Consider the following 24,004-nt stretch of genomic DNA (forward strand, 5'->3'; position numbering starts at 1 on the left):
ACTCCTCGCGCATTCATGTCCGAAGCGCATGAATGTGGGAGGGTGCGCTCATGCTGATCGAATACGGTGTGTGGGTTTCGCGGCTGGGTCTGTGTGTCGTTTTCGGGCTGTCGGCGTGGGGCAAGCTGGCGGATCGGAGTGCGACGCGGCAGGCGGTGGGCGATTTCGGGATACCGTTGCGCTGGGCGCCGACGGTGGCCTGGGGGCTGCCGATCGCCGAGTCGATCATCGCGGCCGGCGTGTTGCTTCCGCGGGTATCCGGCGTGGCCGCGCTGGCGGCGTTGCTGTTGCTCGCCGTGTTCACGGCGGCGATCGCTCGCTTGCTGCGGCGCGGTGAGCATCCGTCGTGTTCCTGCTTCGGTGGTGTTAGCGCCGCGCCGATCGGGCCGAAGACGCTGGTACGCAACGGCCTTCTCGCCGCGCTCGCCGTAATCGTCGCCCTCGGCGCGCAGACACATCCACGGGTGCCGAGGAGCCTGCCCGCCGACAACGCGATCGGCTGTGCGGTGGTGGCCGCGCTGGTCGCGGTGCTGGTATGGCTGGCGGGTGAGCTGCGCATCCTGCGCCGCCGGGTGGACGAGCAGGCGCTGTCCACCTTGGGGGCGGAGGGCTTGCCGGTCGGGGCGGTGGCGCCGGAGTTCGAATTGCTCGATACCGATGGCAGGAAGACCACGCTCGAGGATCTGCTGGCCGCGGCGAAGTCGGTACTGCTGGTCTTCGTGCATCCGGGCTGCGAGCTGTGTGCGGCGCTGGCCCGGGAATTGCCCCGCTGGCACGCGCGAACAGCACACGCGCTGACGATTGTCGCGGTCGGCAACGGCGATGCCGCCGAGCAAGCCGCCTGGGGTATCGAGCAGGGATTGGGCGCGATCCCGTCTCTCGTGCAGCAGGGCAACGCGGCGGCCCTGCGCTACCGGGTGCGCGGCACCCCGTCCGCGGTGCTGATCGACCCCGAGGGACGTGTCGCTGCGCCGGTCGCCAGAGGTGGCATTGCGATCCGGGAGCTGATCGGCAAGGTGCGATCAGCCCCGCGCAAGCCGGAGCGCAGCAGGATTACGGCGGGAATCTAGTTTCGGGGCGTACCTCCTTTTCGCCGCCGAGACCGACCCGAGCCCGGTTATCAGCTGGTTGGCAAATTCTCAGCAAATATCAGGCTCGGCGCGGATAGGATCGAGTCGCACCGGTGCGGAATTCGCCATCCATCGACAAGAGGACCCACCGACAAGAGGGGAAGACATGGCGCTCTTCGCATTCACCGACTACTCGGGCAAAGAGTTCATCATCCAGTTGAACAACCAGCAGCGGATCGAGGAAGCCCGCCGCATCCTGACGGGTGACGAACAGATGTCCGTGCACGTCATGGGACGGATCCGGAAGCTTCCGGCCCCCTACAACCCGGGCTGGGACTTCCATCTGGACCCGGAGACCATCACGTTCTTCACCATGGCGATCGAGGTCTGCGACGCCAGCATCATGTACGTCAACGACCACCTGGACGAGGCGTGTGGCGCATTCCTGCCCGGCTGTATGTGGTGCCCGTGGTCGTCGAGGCTTGTCCGCGAAGTCACCAACATGTAGCAATCTCTCGGCAATCGGTTCCGGCCGGCGTGTACGCGCCGGCCGGAATGCGGGGTTCAGTCGAGCTTGCGCGACCGCAGTTCGTGCCCCTTGGACGTCTTGCAGCGACCCGACTCCAGGTCCCACTGCCAGCCGTGCAGGTTGCAGGTGAGGGTATTGCCCTCTACAACTCCGAATTTCGACAGGTCCGCCTTCAGGTGCGGGCAGCGGCGCTGCACCTCCCATCCACTGAGCTCGGTGGAGGCGGAATCGTCGTGCGCCTCGGCGAACCAGCCGTCGGCGTAGGCGATGCGCTCGTCGGTGAGGCACTTGAAGAAGGTGTAGAGGAACTCGTTGTACCCGCCGATCCGCCAGGCCTGGAAGCGGGTGGACAGGAAGATGGTGTTCACCCAGTCCGGCTCGCGGTCGCGCAGCACCGTGCGCACGAGTTCCGGCGCGATGCGGAAGCCGTAGCGGTAGCGGCCCTCGCCTTCGATCGGCTCGCGCACCGTGCGCTTGGGAAAGTCCAGCACGATGGTTTCCTCGCCGATCACCAAGCCGACCGGGTAGCCGATGCCGTCGCAGATCACATCGCTCTGCGACATGATCGGCTCGAACAACTTCCGCAACGGTTCCAGCAGCGATCCCTCGCCGCGTTCCCACGTCGCCTTCTCGGCCTCCAGCACCGGCGCGAGCCGCTGCGCCATCCGCTCGATGTACTCGGCCTTGTTGTCGTAGATCTCGGCGGGGTCACTGGGATGGGTCAACGTCAGCTCGGCGCCGCGCACGTCGGCGACCGAACCCGGGATCATGAGGATGCCGCCCGCGTTTCCGTGGATCTGCATCTGCTCCAGGAACACCTTCTGGTCGGGGAAGATGTTGCCCTCGTCGCCGCGATCGTCGTTGAGGTAGCGCAGCTCGTCGTCCAGGAACACCGGCGGACCGGCCGAAGGCACCACCCAGGTCGCGCCGACCTGCTCGATGTAGCTGCGGGCCCGGTCCATGCCGCGCTGACGCTTCTGCTTGCCGAAGTTCGACTTGGTGCGGGCCGGGATGTCGTAGACCATCGGGTACCAGATCGCACCCGAGTACTGCAGCAGGTGGATGTCGACGTGGCCGAACGCGTCGTGCAGCACGTCCATGTCGACCGGTCGCGCGTCGTTCATGTTGAAGCAGGTCGTCTCGCCGTCGGAGACGACAAGCCCCGAATCGCCGATCGGGCCGTCGGCGGGCGCGCGCAGCGCGATGATCATGATGTCCAGGTCGCCGCCGGGACCGGTCACTGTGTGCTTGACCGAGTCCTCCGTCTCGAAGAATTTATGGAAGCCCAGTTGTTCGAGCTCGCGCCGCAGGTCGGGCACCGGGTAATCCGGCAGCAGCACGGTCGCGTCCTTGTTCACGTGCTCGGTCAGCGTCCGGGCGTCGAAGTGGTCGCGGTGTAGATGCGAGACGTACAGGAAGTCGCATGCCCCCAGCTCGTCCCAGTCCAGCTGGGTGTTGTCGGGGAATGGGAACCAGGAACCGAAGTACGCGGGGTTCACCCAGGGATCGCAAAGGATCGACCCGGCCGCGGTGCGGATATGGAATCCGGCGTGTCCGACGCTGGTGATCTGCACTAGCTGCTCCTCCTGCTGTTGCCAGCCAACCAGGGTAGTAGTTATGGCGAGACGTCGCCGATGCAGTAGCCGTCCGGCTCGGACCGCAAGGTGAAGGTGCGGGTCTGCGTCACACCGGAGGAGTTGGTCACCGGTACGAGCACCGCGATGTAATCGGTGTTCACCTGCTCCGACCGGATCTGCTGGTCGGCGAACTCGGTGGCCCCGGTGAGCACGCCCTGGTTGTCGGCCAGCGGGGCGGGGCTCGGACGCCCGGTGCCTTTGGGGTCCCAGGTCGCCGGGGACGCCTTACAGATCAAAGGGTAGTCGCCCTCTTTGTCGGCGGGGTCGAGCGGAGTGCCGACGAAGCGCGACAGGTACCGGCGCACCGTGTGGCGGGCATCGGCGTCGTTGTAGGCGATCTCCGCGCCCGCCGCGGCGACGCGTGGGCAGGCATAGCCGGTCTCGATCTCGGCGCGATCCGCAGCGACCGTGGTCGTCGAGCTCTTCCAGACGACCGCCTGCTCGGTCGCCGTGCCGGGCTGCGCCAAAGCGGTGAGGATCTCCTGCTGGTCCTGGTACATGTCGGCCACGTTCTTGGGCGCGACGGTCCAGCACTTCTCCTGCATTTCGGCGATGGTGTGCGATCGCAGGTCGGCCGCCCAGCGCTGCATCGCGGTGGCGGCGGCGGGCAGCCCGGTGACCGCGCCGACCGGTGGAGCGTCGGCGGGGACCGGGGGCAGCGCCGAGGTGCTCGGTGGCGGCGTGGTCGGGACGGCGGCGGGTGGTGTGGTCCGGACGGCCGCCTGCGGCGCGCTCTCCTCCGGAATGCCGACCACGGAGTCGCAACCGGTCAGGGCGACCGTTCCGATCAGGATCAAGCCGCCGATGAGCGCACCCCGGGCGGCTCGCCCGGCGGACGCCCGAGTCCGAACACTCGCTGAACGGCGGTCGTACTCGCGCGGTACCGGTCGGGCGCGTTCCACTTCGACGATCCTCTTCTCTCCGGGCGTTCGGTTCGGGCTGCTCACGCGTCCTGGCTCCGGTGCGGCTCGATGGCGGCGATCTGCCGGTGGGGGCGGGCAGCGACTACGCTAGCGGACTTGTGGAACCCGTCTATCGGACGATCATCGGGCTCGCCCGAACCGTCTTCTTCATCGAAGGTCTGAAGTTCACCGTCAAGGGTGATGAACACATTCCCGCCCGGGGTGGCGCCGTGCTGGCGGTGAACCACACCGGCTACATGGACTTCACCTACGCGGGCCTGCCGGTGCGCACCCCGAAGCGCTACATCCGGTTCATGGCCAAGAAAGAGGTCTTCGACGACAAGATCTCCGGTCCGATCATGCGGGCGCTCAAGCACATCCCGGTCGACCGTTCGGCGGGCGCGGACTCCTACAAGGCCGCGGTGGAATATCTGCGCCGGGGCGAACTGGTCGGCGTGTATCCCGAAGCGACGATCAGCCGCAGTTTCGAGATCAAGGAATTCAAGTCCGGCGCGGCGCGCATGGCCATCGAGGCGGAGGTGCCGATCATCCCGATCGTCATCTGGGGCGCGCAACGGGTGTGGACGAAGGGTTTCCCGAAACGGCTCGGTCGCACCAACACGCCCATCTCGATCGCGGTCGGCGAGCCGATCCAGCCATTCGAGCCCGCCGCGGAACTCACCGCCGAGCTGCGCTCGACCATGCAGGAGATGCTGCTGGACCTGCAGAAGGACTACGTGCACGAGCCCCGTGCGTACTGGGTTCCGGCCCGACTGGGCGGCAGCGCTCCTACCCTGGAAGAGGCGGACGCGATGGACGCCGCCGAAGCCGAGGCGAAGGCCGCCCGCGAGGACGCGGCGGATCAGTAACGGGAGCTGTGATGGCGCGGGAACCGGTCTACGACATCCTCACCGGCTTGGCCCGCGCCATCTTCTTCGCCCAGGGTCTGCGCATCGATATCGAAGGGCAAGAGCACATTCCGCGCTCCGGCGGCGCGGTGCTGGCCGTGAACCACACGGCCTACCTCGATTTCATGGAGGTCGGACTGGTCGGGCGGAAGTCCGGCCGCAATGTCCGGTTCATGATGAAGGCAGAGCTCGAGCACGGCATCGTGGGCTTCCTCATGAAGCGCTGCAAAGCGATCGGCGTCGACCGCACGGCGGGCGCCGAATCGTATGCCCGCGCGGTGACGGCGCTGCGCGAGGGCGAGCTGGTGGTGGTATATCCCGAGGCGACGATCAGCCGTAGCTTCGAGCTGAAGGAATTCAAGTCCGGCGCGGCGCGCATGGCGGTGGAAGCCGACGTCCCGATCGTTCCGCTGGTCATCTGGGGCGCCCACCGGATCTGGACCAAAGACATTCCCAGACAGCTCGGCCGTCACAAGTTCCCGGTGCACATCCGCATCGGCGACCCCATCCCGCCCAACCGACCAGCTCGAGACCTCACCGCAACGTTGCGGACCCGGATGAGAGAGCTTCTGGAACGCGCCCAACGCAACTACCCCATGGTCGAAGGTGCACGGTGGGTACCCGCGCGGCTCGGGGGGAGCGCTCCGACTCTCGCGGAGGCGGCTGCGCTGGAACATGAGGAGATGGAGAGGCGCCGGCGAGCAAAGGCACGCTGACACCCCGCTGTACGTACGAAGCCCGATAGTGACTGATCGTTCACGCTGTATCAGGCTTCGAACTATGTTCGACAACTATCAGAGATGACACACCATCCGAGGGGTTGGCGATCGAGCATCATCCCAGGTGCCGCCGCTGGTGTGCGTTTCGCTGCGAAGGCAGTTGCCGATTCAATATGCAAGTCGGATGTGATCTTCACACGGGAGCTACGAGCGGCCCGGATTTCACTTCGCCGCGGCCACCGAAGTAGGGCGCGGGGAATTTGAGATTCGGACCCATGACGTCCAGTTGCCCAGCGTACTGCGTCTGTTCGTCGGCTGGGTCGACCGGCTCCGAAGCTTGGATGAACGTCAGCATGCCTACACCGTATCCGTAAGGTATCTTGACCGTGAATGCGGAGATATTTTTGAGTTCCAGAACGACAGCGCGATGCTCGCTGTTGTTGTTGTCGATCGTTTCTGCAGTGCAGTGCACCATCAATCCGAGACGCGCAAGCGTGCTTCGCCCATCCAGCCGGCACGCGAGTTCTGGATCAACCATAAAGGACTCGATGGTTGCGCCCAAGGCGAACTCGCCTGGCGCGAGCACCAATCCCTTATCCAGGATCGACTCACGACGATACAGGTTGTCGATTTCTGTTTCCACCGACAAGTCGACATCCATAGCGACCGGTCGAAGAATATCCGCACCGAGATGGACGCGGATGCCGAATGGTCGAACCTGGGCGGCGTCGAAGGATGGCCGCATTGAGATACGCCCGTTGTAGATGTAGTTTATGATGGTAGGCCTGGAGAGGATCAATGTATTACTCCCTTTCTCTGTGTCCTTCGGTGAAATCTAAGTGGACGAGCGATTCGACGGGACCCATAGAGCCTTGATATTTTCCGGTGTATAGAGTGATTTCACCGGTCACCTTCCAGAACGTAACTTGGCCGATGAGCATACCAGGATAGACACGCACTGGCTGAACAGGATTCAGTTGCAGGGTCCACTGGTTATGGCTCCCTATATCAATGATATCTGCAGTAACATGAACAAATAAACCCAGTCGTGCTGTCGACGACTTTGCCCTGATTATCGGCACGTAGTAGTCACTGCCCATGATCTCGGCAGTATGGCCCAGATAGATGCGCCCTGGATTCAATACAAGTCCAGAAGCTGGTATAGAGGTCGTCGACGTCAGATTCTGCCGCTGCGGGTCCAAAACATAATCAGTATAAACTTTGAGGGTCGACCCGAGTCGGAAATCATAACTGTTCGGATTTACCTGGCTTTCATCGAAAGGTCGGATGTCGATCCTTCCGAGTGCGCGCTGTCGAGATATTTCACTCCCGGTGAGAATCATTGGATCTTCTCCCCGGCATCGCTGGCAAGCAGTTGGGCCATGTGCTCTTTGGGGCCCGACCAGTCCCCATACAGCCCGTTATAAAGAGTTGACTTCCCGTGCGGTACCCAAAAGCTCACCTGTCCGATTGTCATGCCTTGGTATACACGCACGGGTTGTACGACGGTAAGCTCCAACGTCCAAGAATGCACCGCACCTTGATGACCGAGATCCGCAGACACCTGCAGGAAGAGACCGAGCCGCCCGACGGATGATCGACCAATCAGAATAGTCACAAAGTCGTGGCTGCCGATTTTTTCCCAAGTGTGTCCCAGGTACAGTCGACCTGGTTCGAGCAAGGTACCCGTTTCCGGTATCTCGAACTCAGGCCACTCGATATGATCCCGCGGGTCCAGTACCCCTGCTGGACTGGGCTTCAAGAAACGGCCGAGCCGATAATTGTAGCTGTTCGGATTCAATAGACGTAGCTCGAACGGGTCGATAGTAATCGTATTTTTCTGCACTGCTTCGCGTATTGCGTTTCCGGACAGGATCATGTCAGAAGCCCCACCACAAGTCTCTGAACTTCCCGCTCGAGGTCTTGTATCGAACCAGAATTATTTACCGTGAACGCCGGCACGATCGCGTCCAGATTCCGCTCATGCCATGAGGGCGTCAGGCTGATGTTGTAGTCGCCGCGGAGCTGCCGCCGACGTCCACACTGGTCGGGGTGGGCTATAACTCGAATGGGAATGAAATCGAGCTGGTGGAGATCGTCCCAGTCCGGAAAACGCATATCGTCGCAAAGGATCACCATCCGCTCTCGTCCTTCGATGCGGATGCCGGCCAGCAACAGCTCGAGCCGAACACGGAATGCGTCGACCAAAGCTGTCGGATTTATCTTACGCAGATGGCTTCCAAGGAATGAGAGTAATTCCCCGTCCTGTGTGTACTTGTCAGCAAGAGGTCGTCCCGCGATCTCGTATATAGCATGCTGTGCCTCGTACAGAGGCTCAGCGAGTCTAAGCCGTGCGAAACCGATTCCAAGTGTTTCGCATGTCGATTCGATGAATCGACCTGTTGTACTTTTTCCGGCTCCGGCGTCCCCAAACAATGCGATCCGGATTTCCCCGCTCTTTGAGTATTCGATTTGGCTCATTGTTGTTTCGTCTCCGAGCTGGCCTCGACTTCGTGGTCAATGGCTCGGAGCATTTCATCGACTGACTCGGCAACCTCATCCCGAGGGGCGGACCTGAGCGGTCTTCCTACGAAAGGCGCTTCGTCGAGCTTGAACGCTGCTCGCCAGGGCAGGCCGCCTTCGATTTCTTTCCAACTATCGGCAGAAAGTATTACGAAGGGTAAGGAACCTGCAGCAAGGCGGTTGCTGATGGCAAATACTTCTGTCGATATGTATCCATCAGGTTCCTGATTATATCGGGCAATATAGTTCGTCGAAGCAAGTATCATCACTGCGTCTGCCACTTGTACCCCCTGCGCGCTGTTGTGATATGCAGTGTCACCAACCCCCTGGAACCTCCCCGCATAAAAGAAATAACGGCGATTTCGTCGTTGCAACTCCGATGCAATACGTCGAACGATCGCTAGATCGGCACCCGCGAAAGAAATAAATATTGCCGGGCCACTGAATCCGGGCAAATCCCGGGTATCTGTTGGAAAATCGACCGTCGTCAGAGGGTCGTTCGCCATCAAAACTTGATACAGTCGCTGCTCACCGAGCGCTTTTGTGAACTGCGCCCATGCTCTGCCGTGCTTGACATCCGGCTCGAACACCAGGATGCAATCCTTCATAGGCAGGGTTGATGTAGGTGACTGGAACATGGCAGTAAAGGGCCCAGCACACTGCTCCAAGGGGACAGGACCTGCAGCAAATCTTAGACTGTCGTTCTTGATTCTCACCGCACCCGCATGATAAATGGGCCGTTGTTGGTCGCTGAACGTATCGAAGAACAATTCGCTAGGGAGGGAGAAATCTTCGGTCGCCGTACTTATGCCGTTGCTCGACGGGAAGATCCAAAAATGGTTGTACTCGTGAAACTTGCCTGCGAATATTTCCAGTGCGCTCCGTGACCGATCGTCAAGTCGTCGCGAATCTGCAGATCGAGCTAAGTGATGCAGTCGCGAGGTCAGTGAAACCTCGTCCAGCTCCAAAAAGTCGTCCAGCGACAGCTCGTTTCCATTGGAACCAAAGATTTGCTCTGCGCATCCCTTATCATCACGTATTCCCCTCAGCGCTGTGAGGAGAACATTCAAACGAAATCTATTGGCGGGTGAGAGATAGACTGTCGAATAGAGTCGGGCACGGGTGACCAGAAAATTCGAGATCGGGCTGGCGTCTGTCATCACGGGCCCGGAGGCGTCGTAGTAGTTGAGCGTGTCGATCACCGCATCTACGGTTCCGGTCGTGCCGATAGTATGATGCGCGTCGCGAAATACGTAATCCAAGCGATCCGCATCGAGAGTGCCATCGACCATTTGCCTGAGTGGGGCGAGCTTCTCATTCGATCTGGTCGAAGGGAGGCCGGTTATCAGAAAGGCTAGAAAATCGAGGTCGATGCCCTGAATCGATTGCACGAGAGACTCGCTGTAGATACAAGCCAATGTGAATACGTCTTTCGGCTTGATCGCTTCCACAGGAATACCCGTCTTGTGTGAAATTTCTTGACGCAATGCGAATCTTGGACCACATATGTGGCGTGTGACTTGAGCAAAGGGCAGTTCACCCAGATCTTGTAATAGGCCTGCGAGAAGCATATGTTGAAGAAGCTGCGCACGATCCGCTTCATCGTCTCCGTGAAAACACGATGGGTAACTCCCTCGAAGTAGCGGAAGTTCTGCCTCGCCCAGATGACCCATATCGTAGAGTTTGGTTACAAGCTTCCGCATTACGTGCATGGTCCCGAGCGCGTGTGCGAATCGGGAATGGTCGGCGGCCGGGTATGCCTGCGAAGCGAAGTCCAGCTGTTTGATCCGTCGCAGCCTTTGAACCGGTGTCGAAATCAGTGCTCGCGGAATTACCGGTGCATGAGTGCTGGCGGCGGCGTCGCGGGCATCGATCGTTCCATGCACGGCATCGAACACAATGTGCAGGGCAGAACTTGGGCCGGTGTGGGGTACCGGAGAAAAATTCATCGTGGCCCTTTATCTTGATCGCTGCGCTTGCGGCTGCCGCTGACCGCTGTCCACCCCGCCTTCGCATGTTAGATCATAGTACTGACTGTGCCGGGTCGGGCCAGCCTCGGACACGCACATTGGGTGAGCATCCTTTTCAGCTGAGTCTAGAAATAGACCGAAAGGTTTTATTCTTGCGTTCTTCATATCACGGTACGGTGAATGCTTAACAGTAGCCACGCTCGCCTGGATCGCCCTGAGAATGCAGCTTGGTGCATCGCAAAGAACATCACTACTACGTGGTCGTATGCCCCGGCTGGTGGATTCGGACACTCGATTCGAGAGCTAGCCGATAATGTGCTGGCACGCGTGCTGCTAGTTCACCGACATGGCTCCGCGCACCTCATATCGTAGTGATCGCTCGGACTGACAGTGGTTGACAGGCAAGCGGCTGTGCTCAGCCCGGGTACGGCTGCGTCCTACGGCCGAAGTGGTGGCGCGATCGGAGGCGGACTGCTTCGTGAATCAGTCTGCGTCGGAGTCGTTCCGGAGGAGGAAGCGTGCGTCGGTGGATTCGTCGCTGACCGCCAACCGCCGCCGATCACCCTGCCGTGGAAGGTGACGTCGAATTCCTGGCATACCTCACCCCCGCAGTAGGCGATTCTGTGGTTCCTCAGCGTCGTGGAGTTGCGATACCGGGTCGCGCACGATGACCCGCACTGGCCTGTCTCCGATCCCGAGAGTGCGAGGCAGGCGCTCGAGCTGCACCGTGACTGCGATTTCCTCTCCTGCGCGACGCTCGTCGCGGCCGTGATCGTCAGCCGTGAGAACTACCGATACTTTCGCCGCGCCCATACGAACGCCGTCGAAGCTCGACGGCATCGCTCGGCGCCAACTCTGGGATCAGGTGCGTGATGTGCGGCGATTCATCCACGAATTCATCGGAGACGGACGTTCACGTCAGTGTGTTCTTCCACGGTCTGAGGCTGGAGTTCGCCGCGTGTGTCACGGCGGCGATGACGTTCGCGCGGGAGTGGCGGCACGCGCATTACCCGGACGCGGTGGAGATCTTTCTCGATGGAGTAGCGGGCTTACCTCGTTTACCTTGCGAACGCTTGTACTGCGCGCGTCCGCTATACCCGCCGACCGGAGGCGAGCGAATGCCGACCGCCCGTGCCGCTACGCCGACTCCGAGTCCGGACAGCCGGCAAATCCGGAAATGTCCGGAGTCGAACTTCGAGATTCGCCAAATTGGGTCCGATCAGCGCAGATGAGTGAGGGCACGACAAGGAGAAGGGGTGGGGATCTCACCCCGAAGGAACGAGGTCGGCGCGACGCCCATCAGCCTGCGGAAGTCGGCCGTCATATGGGACTGGTCGTAATAGCCCGTGGCGGCCGCGAGGTCGGCCCACGGTGTGTCTTCGGCTCGGGAGAGAACGCGCCGAAGGCGGGCGATACGGACGAAGTGCTTAGGAGAGACGCCGATTCCGCTGGTGAACAGGTTGCGGAGCTGACGCTCGCTGACGGAGAGTCGCGCGGCCAGCGCGGCGATCGGGAGTGGGTGGTCGGCTCCGATGGCGGCCACGGCGGCGGTGAGCAATCGGCGGTGGGCGCGGTGGGCCGGGTTGTCGGGAATGCGGCGCGGCAGCTCGTCCTCGAGGTACGCGACGACCTCGTCCTGTTCGAGTTGGACCAGCTCGGTGGCCAGGTGAGCGGCAGGACCGGGCAGGTCGCGCAGTCGCACCACGCGATCGGTCAGGTCCGCCGCCGAAACCCCGAGCAGGGCGGGGACCGCACCCGGGGCCAACCGCAGCCGGAGGCAGCCCGCGGGTTTGCTCGCGCGCGAATAGATCGCCTTGGTCTGCGGCCCGACGACGAGCGCGACACGGGTATCGCCGGTCTGCGTCCGCATGTCGCGGGGGTCGCTGTCGGCGTCCCCGCCCTCGCTGTGCTCGGCGCGGAGCACGATCGTGGCCGCCGTCTGCGGAATGTGCGCGAACGACTCGGGCAGGTCGCGCACCGTCGGGATGCGGCCGGATTCGGTCAGCCAGGCCCGCAGCGAGTCCGGCGCCGGTGCGGACTCCTCCATCAGCTCGGCGGTCACGACGGACGGGCGCAGCAGGGTGGTCACCGCATCCACTGTAGGCAGCGCAGGCCCGGCGAGGTGTGCCGAAATTTCCTAGAGACCAGGGCGTATGCCCCGGCACGGTGGTTCGCATGATCGTGATCACCGGTGCCACGGGCACCATCGGAAGTGAAATAATCCGGCAGCTCGCCGAACGTGGTGAGCCGGTCCGGGCCGTGACGAGGGACCCCGGTCGTGCCCGGGTTCCGGCGGGCGTCGAAGTAGTGCGTGGTGACTACCTCGACCTCGCGTCCATCGCCGAGGCGATGAGCGGCGCGCGGGCGGCCTTCTTCGTCGGTGTGCTCGGACCGGAGTACGTGGAGGCCGATCGAGCCCTGATCACCACCGCTCGGGACGCGGGGGTCGGCCGCCTCGTCAAGCTCTCCGCCATCGGTACCGGCGATGCCGGACTCGGCCGCGTCGGCACGTGGCATCTATCCGGCGAGCAGGCCGCGCGAGACAGCGGCGTCGAATGGACGATCCTGCGTCCGAGTTCCTTCGCTTCCAATACGTTGAGCTGGGCTGATGCGATTCGCTCCGGGCAGCCGGTGCCGAATATGACCGGTGATGCCGCCCAAGGGGTGATCGATCCCCGCGATGTCGCCGGGGTCGCCGTCGAAGCATTGGTGTCCTCTGGGCACGCGGGCCGGATCTACGACCTCACCGGTCCGGAACTGCGCACCACCCATGATCTGGCCGCCACCTTGGCCGCCGTCGCGGGTCGTCCGGTGGATGTCGTGGACATTCCGGAAGCAGAGGCGCGCGAATACATGCTGGCGTCCGGAATGTCCGTCGAATACGCGGACGGGGCACTGGCGGGCCAGGCCTACGTGCGCGCGGGAGGCAATGCGATCGTCACCGCGAACGTGGCCCGAATTCTCGGCCGCGCGCGGACATTCGCCGAATGGGCGACCGACCATGCGAGTGCGTTCGGCGCTGTCGAAAGCGCACAGTAAGCTGTCTGTGATTGGCATCACATCGAATTGCCGAATGCTGCCTGCTCGGCAAGGGTGACATGACCGGCCGAAGGGCCGGTGCGCTTACATGAAAAGGGGATTCGGATGCGTCGACGGGTCATGACCGTCTTGGTAGCGCTCGTTGCGGGAGGTTCGGCCGCCGCGTTCGGTGGCGCGAGTGCATCCGCGGTGGCGGTGAACCCGTTCCCGGGTGGCACGGAGGTCTACTTCGACAACAACGAATCCGCGGCGATCGCCAACCTGAACCTCGGGCCCGCGCTGAGCCAGGTAGCCGTCGCTTGGTCGCCTGGAGCGAAAGCGCTGCTCGCGGAGGGCATCACCGAGCACGCCCGGTGGGCGGGCGAATCCCCGACCGGCGGGGTGTCGATCGAGGTGTACGGGTCGTTCCTGCGGCCCGATCTGGTCACGGTGACCACGCTGCGCGGCTGAGCTGTTTTTCCATTTCGGATTTCGGTGTGCCGGGGGTACGCTCGCCCATGGCGTTATGCGCATGCTTTGCCGGAATCGGCGTCACTCGGGCGTAGAGCTCGGCCGGCGGCTGCGAGCAGGCATGCGGCGACGCACCTGGCCGCTGGATGCCGCGCAACCTGCGCTGCGCGTTCGGCGAATGCCCACATGGAGACCTCCTGGCGGTTGCCCGGACGGGACGACACTACGCGTGCCGTCCCGTCCGGTGTTTTTCGTTATCGCGCTGTCGATCGGAAGCTACGCAGCCGCAGGCTGTTGCTGACCACGAAGACCGAGGAGAACGCCATCGCCGCGCCCGCGAGCATCGGGTTCAGCAGGCCCGCCATCGCCAGCGGGATCGCCGCCACGTTGTAGGCGAAGGCCCAGAACAGATTGCCCTTGAGGGTCGCGAGCGTGCGGCGGGACAGGCGGATCGCGTCCGCTGCCGCCCGCAGGTCACCGCGGACCAGGGTCAGATCGCCCGCTTCGATGGCCACGTCGGTGCCGGTGCCCATGGCCAGCCCCAGATCGGCCTGGGCGAGTGCGGCGGCGTCGTTCACGCCGTCGCCCACCATCGCAACCACTTTGCCCTCGGCTTGCAGCCGCTTGACCATGTCGACCTTGTCCTGCGGCAGCACTTCCGCGATCACCTCGTCGATGCCGACCTGCGCGGCGATCGCGTCGGCGGCTGCCCGGTTGTCGCCGGTCAGCATGATCGGTGTCAGGCCGAGGGCGCGCAGTTGGGAAACCGCCTCCGCCGAGGTCGCCTTCACCGCATCGGCCACCACGAGCACCCCGCGGGCCTTGCCGTCCCAGCCCACCGCCACGGCGGTCTTTCCCTCGGCTTCGGCCGCGCGCATCGCCTGGGTCAGGTCGTCGTCGAGGTGCTGTGACCAGTCCGCCAGCAGCCGGGCCCGCCCGACGAGCACCGCATGGCCGTCCACCATCCCCTGCACACCCAGGCCCTCGACGTTCGCGAAGCCCTCAACCGGCTTCAGCGAACCCACCCGCTCGCGGGCACCCTTGGCGATGGCCTGGGCGATCGGGTGTTCGGACGAGTCCTCCAGCGCTCCGGCCAGTTCCAGGATCCGCGAGACCTCCTCGCCTTCGGCGGGGACGACCTCGAGCAGGGTCATCTTGCCTGCGGTGATGGTGCCGGTCTTGTCCAGCACGATCGTGTCGACCCGCCGCGTCGACTCCAGCACCTCGGGGCCCTTGATCAAAATGCCCAGTTGCGCCCCGCGTCCCGTGCCGACCATCAACGCGGTGGGCGTGGCCAGACCGAGCGCGCACGGGCAGGCGATGATCAGCACCGCCACCGCGGCGGTGAACGCCGCGGACACGGACCCGCCGGCGCCGAGCCAGAATCCCAGCGTCGCGACCGACAGCGCGATCACGATCGGCACGAAGATCCCGGAGATCCGATCGGCCAGCCGCTGCGCCTGTGCCTTGCCGGTCTGCGCGTCTTCCACCAGCTTCGCCATCTGCGCCAACTGGGTGTCGGAGCCGATCCTGGTCGCGCGCACCACGATCCGGCCGCCCACGTTGACGGTCGCGCCGACCACGGCGTCGTCCGCGCCGACCTCCACCGGCACCGATTCACCGGTGAGCATCGAGGCGTCGACGGCCGAGGAACCTTCCACCACGATGCCGTCGGTGGCGATCTTCTCACCGGGCCGCACCACGAACCGATCGCCGACCGCCAATTGCTCGACGGGAACGCGCTGCTCGGTCCCGTTGCGGAGCACGGAGACCTCCTTGGCCCCCAGCTCGAGCAATGCCCGAAGCGCGGCACCCGCACGCCGCTTGGCGCGCGCCTCGAAGAAGCGCCCGGCCAGGATGAATGTGGTGACGCCCGCCGCGGCTTCGAGGTAGATGCTGCCGGTGCCGTCCATCCGGGAGATGGTGAACTCGAACGGATGTGTCATGCCCGGGGTGCCCGCGGTGCCCCAGAACAGCGCGTACACCGACCAGCCCAGGGCGGCCAGCGTCCCCATCGACACGAGGGTGTCCATGGTCGCGGCGCCGTGGCGCAGGTTGGTCCACGCCGCGCGGTGGAACGGCAGCGCGCCCCACACCACCACCGGCGCGGCCAGCGTCAGCGACAGCCACTGCCAATTGGTGAACTGCAAGGCCGGGATCATCGCCATGGCGATCACCGGCACCGACAGCGCCAGCGAGACCAGCAGGCGGGTGCGCAGGGCGGCGGCGAGGTCGTCCTCGGCGACGGCCTCCTCCGACCGTTCCGGCTGGGCGGGAAGGGCGGCGGTGTAACCGGCCTGTTCGACGGTCGCGATCAGCTCGTCCGGTGAGACGTCACCGGTGACTTCGACGCGGGCCTTCTCGGTGGCGTAGTTCACGGTGGCGGTGACACCGTCGAGCTTGTTGAGCTTCTTCTCGATGCGCGCGGCGCAGGACGCGCAGGTCATTCCACCGATCACGAGTTCGACCTGCCCGGAGGGCGGCGGTTGTGTCGCGGTGGTCATCGTGGTTGCTCCGTTCTGTGCGACGCGGTGCGGACGGTCGGCGGGTCAGTGTCCGTGACCGTGCGGCGCCGGCTGCTGACCAGTGTCTTCTTCGTGGGTCGATGCGTCCACGGCGGGGGTGCCCGGCGCGACGGTCAGGGTGAATTCGGCGGTACGGACCACGCCCTCGTGCTGGAAGTCGAGGAACAGGCGGTAATCGCCCGCGCTCGGCGCCGTGACGGCGAAGGTGATGTTCGGCCCGGCCGCGGTGACACCGTCGCCAGGGTGGCCTTCGGGATGGACGTGCAGGTAGCCCAAGTCGGCGGCGCGCAGTGCCACGAGGTGGCCGTAAGCCCCGAGGTAGGGCTGCAAGTCGGTCACCGGTTTGCCCGCGCGGCTCACCGAGAGCGTAACCGTCGAGGTCCGGCCGGGGACGACGACGCCGTCCAGCGTGATGGTGTAGTCGCCGACGGCGGCGGTCGAGGTCGCGGCAGGCAGGGGCCGGGGGTCGTAGGCGCCCGCCACCCGCAGGTCCGCGCCGAGAGTCAGGTTGTCGCCGCCCTCGGGAGTGAAGTCGGCGAATACCCGGTAGTCGCCGCCGCGTGGGAGATCGAGCGGGACGCTCCAGGTTCCGTTGCCGTCGAGCACCGGATGCACGTGCTGGTAGCCGACCATGTCGCGCCGCACGACGATCAGGTGCAGATCCTTGTCGTGGGTACGCACGTAGCGAGTGACGGCCTTTCCGTCCCGGTCGAGGATGCGCAAGTGCAGCGGCGCGTTCGCCGCGGCGGTGGTCTGGGTCGTGTCCAGCCGCAGGGTGTAGCCGCGGTCGGTTGCCATCATTCCTCCAGGTAGTGCGTCGGGGTGGACTTCACCCCGGTCGGCGGGGCCACCCTCGTGAGCTGCCGCGTCATGGGCGGCGGATTCGGTGGGCTCCGGCCCGATGACCGAACCGGTCGCGAGGGCGAGCCCGAAGATCGCGGCGAGGCCGAGGGCGAAGCCGCCGAATTTGGTGGATGCGTTCATCGGTGTGCTCCGTCCGTCAGTCGGTGACCGCGTAACCGGCGCGCTCCACGGCGGCGGTGAGTTCGGTGCGCTCCACCGGGTTCGCGCTCTCGACGGTCACCAGTCCGGCGGCGAGATCGACGGCGACGGATTCGACGCCGGAGATGCGGCCGATCTCGGTGCGCACCGAAGTGGCGCAGCCCCCGCAGGTCATGCCGGTGACGGTCACGGTGGTGGCGGTACTCATGGTCGTTCTCCTTGTGCGGTTGTCCGTGCTTGCTCATTACCTTACCCCCCTAGGGTATATTTTCGTCAAGCCCGGCGCAGACGAAAGCCCGGTCCGCGACGAAGGTCACGGGCCGGGCTCGGCGTGCGGGTCCGGAGGACGATCCGCATACTGCGGTCTTCCTGCTCTCTGCGTCCTGGATCCGTTTCAGGTGCCAGGCAGGCGGCGGATGAAGATGTGGCCCTGCTCGCGAGTGCCGCCCCGTTGTCGCGGGACGGCAGTTGCTCGGTTCGAGTGGAATGGTCGGGCGCGAGCGGTGGCTGAGGGCGCTGCTCACGGATGCCGCCCCGCTGGGGTGTCGCGGGGCGGCAGTGGTCAGGTCGAATGCAGGTTGCGTGCCGTGGGTGAGGTTTCGGTCGTGGCCGGGTCGGGATAGGTGCCGAACAGGCGGTCGGCGGTGCCCGAGCTGGTGACCGTGAACCAGTAGTGCTCGTTCTTGTAATGGTGATGGCGATGGTTGCGCCAAACCGCCCGGTACAGCGCGCGTTTCGGCTTGTAGTCGGTGTGGATCAGGTAATGCGTCCACTCGTAGCCGAGGCCGAGCAGGGTGATGGTGATCAGGAAGGTCAGCCCGAGGCCCAGGCGCGGGAAGGCGAACACACCCAGCGCGATGAGCACGACGACCAGCACCGACAGCGTCTTCGTCGGGATGAAGATCAGCGGGATGTCGCGCGGATCGACATGGTGCTCGCGATGCTTGCGGGCCAACTCGCTGTCGATCGCGATCGGACCGAGCCGCCGTGGCCGCCAATGCAACACGGTGACGTGCACGATCCACTCGAAGACCGGGAAAGCCGCCAGCATCACGGCGGGAACCAGCAGATCCGTCGGCTGCCAATCGCCGACGACGAGCCGGGCGATCAGTGCGCCCACCAGCGTGGTCCCGATCATCCACGGCGAGGGGTGGCGGAGGAATTCGGCGAAAGCCTGGCCGAGGGTGAGTCCACGGCGCAGCGCCCGCTCGTCGCGGCGCACCCGCGCCCGTGCCTGGACCTCGACCGGATCGCGATCGGATGCCTTGGGTTTCGTCATGGTGGTTCCTAGCTGTGCGTGACCGGCGGTCCGCCGAGGACCTCGATCAGAGCGGTGGTCGCCGGCTCGAGCAGCGCTCGAGCGCTGGTGGCGGCCTTCTGTGGCCGGCCCGCCACGATGGCGGCGGCCAATTCGCGGTATGCCTCGACGTTGCCCACCTCGGCGGACATGATCGGGGCCAGCGCCGCGAGCGCCGGTTCATAGGCGGCGCGCAACATGTTGAACATCAGCCGGAACACGATCGAGTCGGCGGCGTCCACCACGTGATCCCAGAACTCCATCGCGTGCCGCTGCTGGGCGATCGGATCTTCTTCGGCGGCGAGCGCGTCGACCGAGGCCTCCAGCAGCGGGCGTACCTCGGTCGCTCCGACCGCTCCGACCCGGCGCGCGCCCAGCTCCGCCACCTTCGGCCCGTTGTGCAGCCGGGCCTCCAGAATGCTGCGCGCGACGGCCGGGTCCAGTTCCCCGGCCTGTACGAGCAGCCTGGGCAGCACCTCCAGCCCCGCGCCGCGCCGATAGTCCAGCACCGTCGTGGCGTCTCCCTGCCGCACGGAGACCAGCCCGGCGGCGGCCAGCCGCTGTAGCGCCTCTCGGACCGCGGGCCGGGACACGCCGAGCGCCTCGGCCAACTGCCGCTCACTGGGCAATGTGGCTCCGGGCGCCAGCTCGCCGCTGAGCACGTCCGCGGCGATCTGTTCGAACACATCCGCCGACACCGACCGCTTGACCACAGGTTGCAACGCCATGGCTCCACTGTGCGCCTTACTGGTCAGGAGGTCAAGTGGTCAGACCAATTTTGTCGCGGGCGTTGTCGGACGGGCTGCTCTGGTAGCGTCCGGCGCCGTGAGTGAAATCCCCACCGCCGCTGACGAGTCGCGGTTCTGGAGCATCGTCGAGTCGGCGTGGGAGCGGACAGGCGCCGAGCCTGCCGCGCTTCGGAAAACATTGTTCCACCGGGAGAACGACGACGAGGCATACGCCATCGACGAGCATCTGAACGCGTTCCTCGACCATCTGCGTGCGCTGAGTGCGGGGCTGTCGGCCGAGGAACTCACCGTGCTGGACCGGGTGCTGGAGCGGAAACTGTACGACATCGACCGCGCCGACATCCAGCAGGTCACGGACGGCTCGGACGACGGCTTCCTGTACTGCCGGGGGTTCATCGTCGCGATGGGTCGTGACTTCTACGACGCCGTGGTGGCCGCCCCCGAAGTGGCTGTGCTCGACGCGGAGTGCGGGGCCATGTGCTACTTCTTCGCCGATCTGCACCGAGAACGGTTCGGCGGCTTCCCGGCCACCGGTTCCGGCATTTCCCGGGAGAGCGTTTCCAATCCGGCCGGTTGGGGACTGACGAAGTAGCATCCGCCCGATTTCACGTGGGGTCGGAGCCTCCGATGGCGGAGAGCCAGATCGAGCACCCGGCGGCGACGGTGGTGGCGGCGAGGAAGACGGGAAGGCCGCCCCCGTCGAGGTAGACCCACGGGAGCGCGGCGATGGGGGCGGCGACGGTGGATTGCGCGTCGAGCAGGAGTCGGCGGCGCAGCCGGGTGGACTTCGCGATGAGAACGGGCGCGTCGGGGTCGGGACGGGTGGGGTTGTCGATGAGGCGGCCGGGCGGCTCGACGTCGCGGATGCGTCCGGACGGGTAGAGGCGTCGCCCGTCGACGTGGATCGCGCGGTCGAGTTCCGCCTCGTTCTCGGTAAGGGTGACCAGTGCCGGGTCGAAGTAGACCGGAAGCCAACGCGGGCGGCTGGTGCCGTCGACCTGCAACCACGACCGGCTGACCAGGCGATGTTGCTGTCGGAGGCGAGTCACCCGCGCCGTTCGCGCGCTGCCCGAGCGCCAGAACGGAAGCGCGCCGAAGGCGACGGCGAGCCGATACCCCGTGTAGCCGACGATGCCGAGCGCCACGGCCGAAATGGCCGCCACTTGATCCAGAGTGCCGAACGGCGCCCAAGCGGCACAGACCGCCAGGGCGCCGAACGTCACCGTGAGCGGATAGGCCAGCGGGTGGCCCGATCCGGAACTCACTTCAAGAAACCGATTTTCGTGTAGTCCAGTGACGCCAGACCCGCTGCGCCGTAGTTCGCCAGGTCGGCGCGCACACCGACGTTGCCCGCAGACTGCATCAGCGGCAGCGAATGGCCTTCCTCGAACACCGTGCGGTCGACCTGGTTCGCCAGCTCCATCGCCTTCTTCGGGTCGAGTTCGGACACCGTCTGCTCGATCAGCGCGTTCAACTCCGGCGACCCGATGCGGCCGTAGTTGCCCTGCAGATCGTTCGGGTTGTAGCCGTAGATCTGGTTCAGGCTGCCGAGCGGGAACGGGTCACCCACCCAGGTCCACTGCGCGACGTCGAAGTTGCCCGGCTGGATCACCTCGGTGAAGAAGCCCCTGCCCGGCTTGGTCTCGATGTTCATCTTGACGCCGATCGCGGCCAGGTTCTGCTGGATGATCTGCGCGATCTGCACCCAGGTGTCCTCCTGGTACATGACGTCGCGGAACTCGAGTTTGCGGCCGTCCTTCTCGCGGACGTCGCCGTTGAGCTTCCAGCCCAGGTCGTCGAGTTCCTTCGCCGCGGCCGCCGGGTCGAAGCCGAGGCTGTTGTCCTGGTAGCCGGCCTGACCCTGGATGTACACGTGGTTGTTCAGTGGCTTCGGGTTCTCCACCAAGCCGTTCTGGATGGCGGTGACGATGCCCTGCCGGTCGATCGCCTTCGAGATCGCCACGCGCAGCTTCTGGTCGGCGAGGATGGAACCGGGAGCCCCGTTGAACGTGAAGTGGTTCCAGCTGTTGCCGGGAGCCCGCCGGATGGCGATGCCGGGGGTGTCGCGCGCGGTGCGCAAGTCGTCGCGCGTGCCCAGCCCGACCGCGTCGATCTCGTTGTTCTGCAGCGCGGGCAGTTGCGCGGCGGAGTCGAGCACGCTGAAGGTGATCGTGTCGAGCTTGGGAGTGTCACCCCACCACTTCGGGTTGCGGCCGAGCACGATGCGTCCCTGCGCCCGGTCGGTGGACTGCACGATGAACGGTCCCGCGGTCAGCGTGATGCCGTCGACGAGGCTCTTGTTGAACGCCTCGGGCGTAGCGGTGACGGACTTGGGGAACAGGAAGGTGTTGCCCGCGAATTGTCCCCGCCACTCGGCGTAGTGCTTTTTGAACGTGATGATCGCCTGCCGGTCGTCGACGCCGCGTTCGACCTTCTCGACCCGGTCGAAGCCGCTGTTGTTGGCGATCAGGAACGACTTGTCCGCGCCGCTGAGCGCGTTGGCCTGGGACTGGATGTCCTCCCAGGTGATCGGGGTGCCGTCGGACCACACCGCCTTGGGATTGATCGTGTAGGTGACCTGCTGCGGTTCGGTGCTGGTCAGCTGGATGTCGGTGAAGTAGTCGGTGTTGATCGACAGCTCGCCCGCCGCGTTCGTGCGGAAGGCGCGTGGCATCATCGGCCGTTCGAGGGCGCCGGTCTCGGCGTCGTTCCCGTCGTTGGACAGGGCGTTCCAGTTCGCGGGGAACGCCGAGATCGCCAGCCGCAGGTTGCCGCCGTCGCGCAGCTCGCCGACGTCGTGCGGGTTGATGTCGTTGGTGGTGCCGAGTTCGGCGGCAGAGCCCGCGGGAGCGCCCTCGTCGTCCGAACTACATCCGGAGGCCACCAATCCGATCGCGACGGCGGCGACCGCCAGTCGTGTCGTCAGTGAACGAATCCGCATGGTCCGCTCCTTCCCGCAGCGCTGCTGCGTGTCTACTTCAGGAAACCGATCTTGGTGTAGTCGTAGGACGCCAGTCCGGGAGACCCGTAGTTGGCGATGTCGGCGCGAACGCCGAAGTTTCCCTCGGATTGGGTCAGCGGTAGTGAGTGGCCCTCTTCGAAGACCGCGCGATCGACCTGATTGGCCAGTTCGATGGCCTTCGCGGGATCCAGCTCCGAAAGGGTGCGATCGATCATGGCGTTCAGCTCCGGCGACCCGATGCGACCGAAGTTACCTTGTAGGTCGTCAGGGTGGTACGCGTAGATCTGCGGGAGGCTGCTCAGCGGGAACGCGTCGCCCGAGAAGATGAACTGGGCGGCGTCGAAATCACCGGGTTGGATGACGTCGGTGAAGTAGCCCGCGCCCGGCCGGGTGTCGATCTGCAACCCCACCCCGACGGCCGCCAGGTTCTGCTGGATGATCTGCGCGATCTGCACCCAGGTGGGGTCGTTGTACATCACGTCGCGGATGACCAGCTTGCGGCCGTCCTTCTCGCGGACGTCGCCGTTGAGCTTCCAGCCCAGATCGTCGAGTTCCTTCGCCGCGGCTGCCGGATCGTAGCCGAGACTGTTGTCGCGATAGCCCTCCTGCCCTTGCAGGAAGACGTGGTTGTTCAACGGCTTCGGGTTCTCCACCAGGCCGTTCTGGGTGGCGGTCGCGATGCCCTGCCGGTCGATCGCCTTCGAGATCGCCACGCGCAGTTTCGGGTCGGCGAGGATGGAGCCGGGGGCCCCGTTGAACGTGATGTGCCGCCACCGGTTACCCGGCGCCCGGCGCACGACCAGCCCCGAGGTGCTGCGGACGGTCTTGACGTCGTCGATCGTGCTCAGCCGCACCGCGTCGAGTTCGTTGTTCTGCAGTGCGCCCACCCAGGCCACTCGATCGAGCACGCTGTAGGTGATGGTGTCCAGCTTCGGCCGCTCGCCCCACCACTTCGGGTTGCGAGCCAAGACGATGCGGCCCTGGGCACGGTTGGTCGACTCGACCACGAACGGGCCCGCCGTCGGACCCATGCGGTCGACCAGGCTGTGGTTGAACGCCTCGGGATCGCCGGTCACCGACTTCGGGAACAGCGCCATGTTGCCGGCGAACTGGCCGCGCCACTCCGCGTACGGCTGCTTGAACGTAATGACGGCTTGCCGGTCGTCGACGCCCCGTTCGACCTTCTCGACCCGGTCGAAGCCATTGGAGATAGCGATCAGGAAGCGCTTGTCGGCGCCGCTCAGCGCGTTGGCCTGAGAGCGGAGGTCCTCCCAGGTGATCGGGGCGCCGTCGGACCACACCGCCTTCGGATTGATCGTGTAGGTCACCTGCTGCGGATCGGTTCCGGTCAACTGGACATCGGTGAAGTAGTCCCTGTTCACCGTGAGCTGGCCCGCGGCGTCGGTGGTGAACGCGCGCGGCATGAGCGGCCGCTCGATGTCGCCGATCTCGCCGTCGTTCCCGTCGTTGGACAGCGTGTTCCAGTTCGCCGGGAACGACGTGGTGGCCAGGCGCAGGTTGCCGCCCTCGCGCAGTTCGTCCGGGCTCCTCGGATTGATGTCGCTGGTGGTGCCGAGCGCGTCGGACAGCCCCGTCGCCGACTCGGCGCCGTCCGCGCCGCACCCCGCTACCACGAGTCCGAGCGCGACGACCGGAACCGCCCAGCGCGCCGAGCGTGGCCGGGTGCAGCCTCGCGTGGATCGGATTCGCATCGCGCTCTCC

General features: G+C 65.0%; 23 protein-coding genes. 7 read left to right on the forward strand and 16 right to left on the reverse strand.

The window, feature by feature from the left end:
* Positions 1 to 50 precede the first annotated feature (50 nt).
* Together K8O92_09415 and K8O92_09420 are read left to right on the forward strand one after the other, a co-directional pair.
* Complete coding sequence (locus K8O92_09415) at positions 51 to 1,070, forward strand: redoxin domain-containing protein (GenBank protein UAK34086.1); 1,020 nt, start codon at positions 51 to 53, stop codon at positions 1,068 to 1,070.
* A gap of 166 nt (positions 1,071 to 1,236) precedes the next feature.
* Entirely contained in the window at positions 1,237 to 1,578 is a 342-nt protein-coding gene (locus K8O92_09420) for a calmodulin (protein UAK34087.1), read from the forward strand.
* 56 nt (positions 1,579 to 1,634) lie between these two features.
* Here the strand turns inward: K8O92_09420 and K8O92_09425 are convergent, their stop codons facing one another.
* Positions 1,635 to 3,173, reverse strand: coding sequence for a Rieske 2Fe-2S domain-containing protein (locus K8O92_09425; protein ID UAK34088.1), 1,539 nt, complete (start codon positions 3,171 to 3,173; stop codon positions 1,635 to 1,637).
* Between the two features lie 41 nt (positions 3,174 to 3,214).
* Positions 3,215 to 4,033: a hypothetical protein gene (locus tag K8O92_09430; protein UAK34089.1), complete on the reverse strand. Its 819-nt coding sequence runs from the start codon at positions 4,031 to 4,033 to the stop codon at positions 3,215 to 3,217.
* Positions 4,034 to 4,257: 224 nt separating this feature from the next.
* Between K8O92_09430 and K8O92_09435 the strand changes: the two genes are divergently transcribed.
* The gene (locus tag K8O92_09435; protein UAK34090.1) at positions 4,258 to 5,007 is read left to right on the forward strand and encodes a 1-acyl-sn-glycerol-3-phosphate acyltransferase; all 750 of its coding nucleotides are present in this window, start codon (positions 4,258 to 4,260) and stop codon (positions 5,005 to 5,007) included.
* Between the two features lie 11 nt (positions 5,008 to 5,018).
* Positions 5,019 to 5,762, forward strand: a complete 744-nt coding sequence (locus tag K8O92_09440; GenBank protein ID UAK34091.1) for a 1-acyl-sn-glycerol-3-phosphate acyltransferase — start codon at positions 5,019 to 5,021, stop codon at positions 5,760 to 5,762.
* A gap of 196 nt (positions 5,763 to 5,958) precedes the next feature.
* Here the strand turns inward: K8O92_09440 and K8O92_09445 are convergent, their stop codons facing one another.
* From K8O92_09445 to K8O92_09470, 6 genes are all read right to left on the reverse strand, one after another.
* The gene (locus tag K8O92_09445) at positions 5,959 to 6,564 is read right to left on the reverse strand and encodes a hypothetical protein (GenBank protein ID UAK34092.1); all 606 of its coding nucleotides are present in this window, start codon (positions 6,562 to 6,564) and stop codon (positions 5,959 to 5,961) included.
* A gap of 4 nt (positions 6,565 to 6,568) precedes the next feature.
* Entirely contained in the window at positions 6,569 to 7,108 is a 540-nt protein-coding gene (gene dcd / locus K8O92_09450) for a dCTP deaminase (protein UAK34093.1), read from the reverse strand.
* Entirely contained in the window at positions 7,105 to 7,644 is a 540-nt protein-coding gene (locus K8O92_09455; GenBank protein UAK34094.1) for a hypothetical protein, read from the reverse strand. Before K8O92_09455 ends, dcd begins: the two co-directional genes overlap by 4 nt.
* The gene (locus K8O92_09460; protein ID UAK34095.1) at positions 7,641 to 8,246 is read right to left on the reverse strand and encodes a hypothetical protein; all 606 of its coding nucleotides are present in this window, start codon (positions 8,244 to 8,246) and stop codon (positions 7,641 to 7,643) included. The genes K8O92_09455 and K8O92_09460 overlap by 4 nt, the downstream gene beginning before the upstream one ends.
* Positions 8,243 to 10,237: a TIR domain-containing protein gene (locus K8O92_09465; protein UAK34096.1), complete on the reverse strand. Its 1,995-nt coding sequence runs from the start codon at positions 10,235 to 10,237 to the stop codon at positions 8,243 to 8,245. The genes K8O92_09460 and K8O92_09465 overlap by 4 nt, the downstream gene beginning before the upstream one ends.
* Before the next feature lie 1,240 nt (positions 10,238 to 11,477).
* Positions 11,478 to 12,347: a helix-turn-helix domain-containing protein gene (locus K8O92_09470; GenBank protein ID UAK34097.1), complete on the reverse strand. Its 870-nt coding sequence runs from the start codon at positions 12,345 to 12,347 to the stop codon at positions 11,478 to 11,480.
* A gap of 86 nt (positions 12,348 to 12,433) precedes the next feature.
* On the opposite strand from K8O92_09470, the gene K8O92_09475 reads away from it, so the two are divergent.
* Positions 12,434 to 13,297, forward strand: a complete 864-nt coding sequence (locus K8O92_09475) for an NAD(P)H-binding protein (GenBank protein UAK34098.1) — start codon at positions 12,434 to 12,436, stop codon at positions 13,295 to 13,297.
* 120 nt (positions 13,298 to 13,417) lie between these two features.
* Positions 13,418 to 13,747, forward strand: a complete 330-nt coding sequence (locus tag K8O92_09480) for a hypothetical protein (protein UAK34099.1) — start codon at positions 13,418 to 13,420, stop codon at positions 13,745 to 13,747.
* Between the two features lie 254 nt (positions 13,748 to 14,001).
* Here the strand turns inward: K8O92_09480 and K8O92_09485 are convergent, their stop codons facing one another.
* The 5 genes from K8O92_09485 to K8O92_09505 all read right to left on the reverse strand — a co-directional run bounded on the left by K8O92_09485 (position 14,002) and on the right by K8O92_09505 (position 19,299).
* Positions 14,002 to 16,251, reverse strand: coding sequence for a heavy metal translocating P-type ATPase (locus tag K8O92_09485; GenBank protein ID UAK34100.1), 2,250 nt, complete (start codon positions 16,249 to 16,251; stop codon positions 14,002 to 14,004).
* A 45-nt stretch (positions 16,252 to 16,296) separates the two neighbouring features.
* A complete protein-coding gene (locus tag K8O92_09490; protein ID UAK35559.1) occupies positions 16,297 to 17,073 on the reverse strand; it encodes a hypothetical protein in 777 nt (258 codons plus the stop codon).
* Between the two features lie 199 nt (positions 17,074 to 17,272).
* Complete coding sequence (locus tag K8O92_09495) at positions 17,273 to 17,482, reverse strand: heavy-metal-associated domain-containing protein (protein ID UAK34101.1); 210 nt, start codon at positions 17,480 to 17,482, stop codon at positions 17,273 to 17,275.
* 354 nt (positions 17,483 to 17,836) lie between these two features.
* Positions 17,837 to 18,553, reverse strand: coding sequence for a sterol desaturase family protein (locus tag K8O92_09500; GenBank protein ID UAK34102.1), 717 nt, complete (start codon positions 18,551 to 18,553; stop codon positions 17,837 to 17,839).
* A gap of 8 nt (positions 18,554 to 18,561) precedes the next feature.
* Positions 18,562 to 19,299 carry a GntR family transcriptional regulator gene (locus K8O92_09505; GenBank protein UAK34103.1) on the reverse strand — a complete coding sequence of 246 codons (738 nt, stop codon included), beginning with the start codon at positions 19,297 to 19,299 and terminating at the stop codon, positions 18,562 to 18,564.
* Between the two features lie 97 nt (positions 19,300 to 19,396).
* On the opposite strand from K8O92_09505, the gene K8O92_09510 reads away from it, so the two are divergent.
* Complete coding sequence (locus K8O92_09510) at positions 19,397 to 19,912, forward strand: DUF4240 domain-containing protein (protein ID UAK34104.1); 516 nt, start codon at positions 19,397 to 19,399, stop codon at positions 19,910 to 19,912.
* 13 nt (positions 19,913 to 19,925) lie between these two features.
* On the opposite strand, the gene K8O92_09515 is transcribed toward K8O92_09510, so the two are convergent.
* From K8O92_09515 to K8O92_09525, 3 genes are read right to left on the reverse strand one after another with little or no spacing between them, the layout of a single operon-like run.
* Complete coding sequence (locus K8O92_09515; GenBank protein ID UAK35560.1) at positions 19,926 to 20,543, reverse strand: hypothetical protein; 618 nt, start codon at positions 20,541 to 20,543, stop codon at positions 19,926 to 19,928.
* A 38-nt stretch (positions 20,544 to 20,581) separates the two neighbouring features.
* Positions 20,582 to 22,261: an ABC transporter family substrate-binding protein gene (locus K8O92_09520; GenBank protein UAK34105.1), complete on the reverse strand. Its 1,680-nt coding sequence runs from the start codon at positions 22,259 to 22,261 to the stop codon at positions 20,582 to 20,584.
* A gap of 32 nt (positions 22,262 to 22,293) precedes the next feature.
* Entirely contained in the window at positions 22,294 to 23,994 is a 1,701-nt protein-coding gene (locus K8O92_09525) for an ABC transporter family substrate-binding protein (GenBank protein ID UAK34106.1), read from the reverse strand.
* Between the last annotated feature and the right edge of the window lie 10 nt (positions 23,995 to 24,004).

The sequence above is a fragment of the Nocardia asteroides genome (assembly GCA_019930625.1).
In the GTDB taxonomy this organism is placed as follows: Bacteria; Actinomycetota; Actinomycetes; order Mycobacteriales; family Mycobacteriaceae; genus Nocardia; species Nocardia sputi.

Bases quoted from the DNA above. Each gene is read 5' to 3' on its own strand.
- K8O92_09490 (UAK35559.1), bottom strand. From the start codon at position 17,073: ATGATGGCAACCGACCGCGGCTACACCCTGCGGCTGGACACGACCCAG.
- K8O92_09475 (UAK34098.1), top strand. From the start codon at position 12,434: ATGATCGTGATCACCGGTGCCACGGGCACCATCGGAAGTGAAATAATC.
- K8O92_09495 (UAK34101.1), bottom strand. From the start codon at position 17,482: ATGAGTACCGCCACCACCGTGACCGTCACCGGCATGACCTGCGGGGGC.
- K8O92_09520 (UAK34105.1), bottom strand. From the start codon at position 22,261: ATGCGGATTCGTTCACTGACGACACGACTGGCGGTCGCCGCCGTCGCG.
- K8O92_09525 (UAK34106.1), bottom strand. From the start codon at position 23,994: ATGCGAATCCGATCCACGCGAGGCTGCACCCGGCCACGCTCGGCGCGC.
- K8O92_09485 (UAK34100.1), bottom strand. From the start codon at position 16,251: ATGACCACCGCGACACAACCGCCGCCCTCCGGGCAGGTCGAACTCGTG.
- K8O92_09420 (UAK34087.1), top strand. From the start codon at position 1,237: ATGGCGCTCTTCGCATTCACCGACTACTCGGGCAAAGAGTTCATCATC.
- K8O92_09480 (UAK34099.1), top strand. From the start codon at position 13,418: ATGACCGTCTTGGTAGCGCTCGTTGCGGGAGGTTCGGCCGCCGCGTTC.
- K8O92_09505 (UAK34103.1), bottom strand. From the start codon at position 19,299: ATGGCGTTGCAACCTGTGGTCAAGCGGTCGGTGTCGGCGGATGTGTTC.
- K8O92_09500 (UAK34102.1), bottom strand. From the start codon at position 18,553: ATGACGAAACCCAAGGCATCCGATCGCGATCCGGTCGAGGTCCAGGCA.
- dcd (UAK34093.1), bottom strand. From the start codon at position 7,108: ATGATTCTCACCGGGAGTGAAATATCTCGACAGCGCGCACTCGGAAGG.
- K8O92_09460 (UAK34095.1), bottom strand. From the start codon at position 8,246: ATGAGCCAAATCGAATACTCAAAGAGCGGGGAAATCCGGATCGCATTG.
- K8O92_09455 (UAK34094.1), bottom strand. From the start codon at position 7,644: ATGATCCTGTCCGGAAACGCAATACGCGAAGCAGTGCAGAAAAATACG.
- K8O92_09440 (UAK34091.1), top strand. From the start codon at position 5,019: ATGGCGCGGGAACCGGTCTACGACATCCTCACCGGCTTGGCCCGCGCC.
- K8O92_09465 (UAK34096.1), bottom strand. From the start codon at position 10,237: ATGAATTTTTCTCCGGTACCCCACACCGGCCCAAGTTCTGCCCTGCAC.
- K8O92_09415 (UAK34086.1), top strand. From the start codon at position 51: ATGCTGATCGAATACGGTGTGTGGGTTTCGCGGCTGGGTCTGTGTGTC.